The organism is Dethiosulfatibacter sp. (assembly GCF_983023055.1).
Map to the genome: position 1 here is coordinate 1 of NZ_CEZJXU010000210.1, position 4,295 is coordinate 4,295.

Here is a 4,295-nt window from a genome sequence, read left to right on the forward strand (position 1 = left end):
TGGCTAAAAACAAAAGTACAAAAAATATATCAAATATATTCATAGGTTTCGGTATTCTCTTCCTGGGAATGGGACTCATGAAGGATGCAATAAAACCATTGAAGGATTCACAGGTGTTTATTGAAGCAATAGTCAACTTCAATAATCCTATAATAGGTCTTATGACAGGACTTGCAATAACAGCTGTGCTTCAAAGCTCTGCTGCTACGACGGGTCTTCTAATTGCAGTTGCTGGGAGTGGTCTATTGACCATTGAAATGGCATTCCCTGTAATTCTGGGATCCAATATAGGAACCTGTGTAACGGCGCTTCTATCAAGTCTTGGAACAAACAAGACTGCAAAAAGAGCTGCTGTAATACATATAGTAATAAAAATACTGGGAGCACTTGCATTTTTGATATATCTCAGATTCCCTGTCCAGACACTTGTGGAGTATATTTCTCCCTTGAAGGTGGAAAGGCAAATCGCAAATGCTCACACTCTCTTTAACATAATAACGGTCATAGCCGTCTATCCATTTTCATCAAGGATAGTTGAATTGTCCCATAAGATTATCAAGGGAGAAGACGAGAAACAAAGGGGAGACCTTAAATTTGTGGACAACCGGCTTCTTGCAACTCCCGACATTGCAATTGGACAGATAAAGAAGGAAATTTTAAGAATGTTCAATATAGTTAATCAGCAGCTCATAAACTCTAAAAAAATTTTTCTTGAGTTTGATAGGAAATTGAGCAACGATGTATTTGAGACTGAGGAAGTTGTAAACAAGCTTGAAACCTCTCTAGTAGAATACACAGTAGCACTTACAAGCAAAACACTAAATGAAGACCAGATTGACAAGGTAGCCCTTCTTGCAAGAACCATTACGGATGTTGAAAGAATAGGAGACCTGGCTGAAAACCTGGTTGAAATGAGCATGATAAACAATAGGAACAGGCTGGATTTTTCAGAAACGGCAAAAGAGGAGATAAAGGAACTGTTTGACAAGGTTACAAAAATATATACCCTTTCAAGACATGTATTTGAATCTGAAACCATGGAATTCAGTATGGAAATTCAAGCGCTGGATAAGGAGATAAAGAAACTGGGAGAGGTGTATTTGTCAAACCATATAAAGAGGATTAAAAAACCGGAATACAATACTCATACAGAGATTGTATTCCTGGACACATTGAGTAATTTGGAAAGAATTGGAAATCATTCAAAAAATATCACTGAATCAGTATTAAGATTCACTGTTTAAAGCTATTTAAACACTAGGAGGATTAATGAGCATAGCATTTGGATTAATAGGAGGACTGGGACTGTTTTTGTTTGGCATGACCTATATGGGTAATGCGCTTCAAAAATCAGCTGGTTCAAGGATGAAGAACATATTGGCGGCACTTACAAAAAACAGGATTATAGGTGTAGCTGTTGGAGCATTGGTAACAATGGTTATTCAGAGTTCTTCAGCTACAACAGTTATGACAGTTGGTTTTGTAAACGCAGGCCTTATGAATCTGACACAGGCCATTGGAATTATCATGGGAGCAAATATCGGTACCACGGTAACTGCACAGCTGGTAGCATTCAAGCTAACAGATATTGCACCACTGGTATTGGGAATCGGTGTTGCTTTCTGGTTCGGTTCAAAAAAGAAAAAAGTTAAGGAAACTGCTGGGATATTCATTGGATTCGGGTTGCTTTTCCTGGGTATGGATATGATGAAGGAAGCAATTACTCCCTTGAAAGAGCTTGATGCTTTCAAGACTGCCATAACAAGCTTTAATAACCCTATTGTAGGTATATTCACTGGATTTATTATAACTGCCGTGCTCCAGAGTTCATCTGCAACTACAGGACTTTTGATTGCTATTGCTGGAAGTGGTCTTATGACTATAGATATGGCTTATCCCATACTTTTTGGAGAAAACATAGGTACCTGTGTTACGGCTATGCTTGCTGGTATTGGTGCCAACAAGACTGCCAAGAGGGCTGCGCTTATGCACCTTATATTTAATGTATTAGGTACTTTAATATTCCTCATATTCCTGAGAATACCGGTGCAGTATCTGGTTGGAATTATTTCACCGGACAATATAGAAAGACAGATAGCCAATGCACATACACTGTTTAATATAATATCTGTAATCGTCATGCTTCCTTTTGCCAACTGGATTGTAATGATAGCGGAGAAACTCATCAAGGGAGATGACGGAGAAAGGGAAGGGAACCTCAAATATGTTGATGAAAGACTTTTTGCAACACCTTCAGTAGCCATAGTACAGGTTTCGAAAGATGTGTTGAGAATGGCTAAGATGGTGGAGCAGCAGCTCCTTAATGCTAGAACTGCAATAATGAACAATGATGAAGACTTAGTGTATTCCATTTTCGAAAAGGAAAAGAATGTTAATGCAGTGGAAAAACAGCTCCTTGACTACATGGTTAATCTTTCGAAACTTTCACTGACAGGTAAGCAGAGAGACAAAATAGCAACGTTGATGAATACAATAAATGATGTTGAGAGGGTCGGAGATCATGCTGACAATATTGCGGAGTTGGCTCTTTTGAAGATTGAAAACAAGTCAATGTTTTCAGACATGGCCAGGGATGAACTTCAAGAAATGTTTGAAATTACAATCGATTCATACAAGCTTTCAATATTGACATACAAGACGGGTGAGAGTGAGCTAGGAATGAAGGTCTTTGAAAAGGAAAAGAAAATAAATGTTATGGAGAAAAAGTATAGAAAGAGTCATATCAAGAGACTTAATGAAGGGTCCTGTGTTACCCAGACTGGTATAGTATTCCTTGATACTATAAGCAACCTGGAAAGAGTAGGAGACCATGCTGCAAATATTGCAGGATTAATCATAGAAGTTTTAAATAGGGATATTATAGAATCTGAGGTAGTAGAAGACAATTAAACAATAATTATTATTAATGATATTTAAAGCTTGACAAGCGTAGTATAATATAGGGGTGGGGGGTATGCAAATACCATCCGCAACGATTAATAATTTAACATGAAGATTTTCATGTTATGACAAAAGGAGAACTGTTATGGAAGAAAAAATTTATGACGTTATCATTCTTGGTGGTGGACCTGCTGGTCTTGCTGCAGGACTTTATTCAGGAAGAGCAAGACTTGATACACTGATGATAGAAAAAGAAAAAGAAGGCGGTCTTATCATACAGACTGAAGAAGTTGAAAACTACCCAGGTGCATTGGATGGAGATACGGGCATGTCTCTTGCACAGAGGATGGTTGAACAGGTGGATAAGTTTCTGACTAACAGGTTAAATGATACGATTATTGAAGTGGACCTTGAATCTGATATAAAGGTATTGAAAGGGCTCAACGGAGAATACCGGGCAAAGGCTGTAATTGTGGCAACGGGAGCAAAACCCAAGCTTATGGGATGCCCGGGAGAACTTGACTTTATAGGCAAAGGTGTATCCTACTGTGCAACATGTGACGGAGCTTTCTTTGAGGGATTTGATGTTTATGTAGTAGGTGGTGGGGATTCTGCTGTTGAGGAAGCTATTTTCCTTACTAGGTTTGCAAAAAAAGTCCATATCATTCATAGAAGGGATGAGCTAAGAGCAGCAAAGTCCATACAGGAAAAGGCATTTGAAAATGAAAAGATAGATTTCATCTGGGATTCACAGGTTGAAGAAGTAAAGGGAACCGGTCTTGTAAACGCTATGGTTATAAAAAATCGCAAAACTGGAGAGGTTACAGAAATAAAGGCTGATGAGAATGACGGTATATTCGGAATATTTGTATTCATAGGATATAACCCAATTACGGAACTCTTTGAAGGCAAACTTGATATGAAGGATAATTACCTTCTTGCTAATGAAACTATGGAAACAAATATTCCAGGAGTGTTTGTGGCAGGAGATGTAAGGGACAAGATGTTGAGACAGGTTGTTACTGCAACTGCAGATGGTGCTATAGCTGCGGTTTCGGCTGAAAGATACATAGAATGCAAAGAATTTGGATGCTGATAATAAAATATTTATTAAGAAAACGTAAAGAGTATTACAAACTCTTTACGTTTTCTTAACTTTTTGAAGTTCGTGTTTCTCCTAAAAAACCTTGTTAATAAAACTGAATTGCAATATAATTTATATAAGGAAACTATTTCTAAGGAGGAAAATATGAAAAAAAGATTTTTAGCGTTGTTTTTAGTATTAGCAATGGTTTTAACTTTAGCTTTCACAGGATGTACACCAAAGGAAGATCCGGTAGAACCAACAGAACCAACTGAACCAACAGAACCAACAGAACCAGCAGAACCGGTAG

At 37.8% G+C, this 4,295-nt stretch carries 3 protein-coding genes; all 3 read left to right on the plus strand.

The window, feature by feature from the left end; translation table 11 throughout:
* Window positions 1-1,244: Na/Pi cotransporter family protein (locus tag AC3AX0_RS08190; protein WP_487549809.1), on the plus strand; the 1,244-nt coding region annotated here is incomplete at its 5' end.
* Window positions 1,245-1,269: 25 nt separating this feature from the next.
* A complete protein-coding gene (locus AC3AX0_RS08195; RefSeq protein WP_487549810.1) occupies window positions 1,270-2,910 on the plus strand; it encodes a Na/Pi cotransporter family protein in 1,641 nt (546 codons plus the stop codon).
* 136 nt (window positions 2,911-3,046) lie between these two features.
* A complete protein-coding gene (gene trxB / locus AC3AX0_RS08200) occupies window positions 3,047-3,997 on the plus strand; it encodes a thioredoxin-disulfide reductase (RefSeq protein ID WP_487549811.1) in 951 nt (316 codons plus the stop codon).
* The last annotated feature ends 298 nt before the right edge of the window (window positions 3,998-4,295 follow it).

Coding starts and splice junctions, on each gene's coding strand:
- AC3AX0_RS08195 (WP_487549810.1), top strand. CDS start 1,270: ATGAGCATAGCATTTGGATTAATAGGAGGACTGGGACTGTTTTTGTTT.
- trxB (WP_487549811.1), top strand. CDS start 3,047: ATGGAAGAAAAAATTTATGACGTTATCATTCTTGGTGGTGGACCTGCT.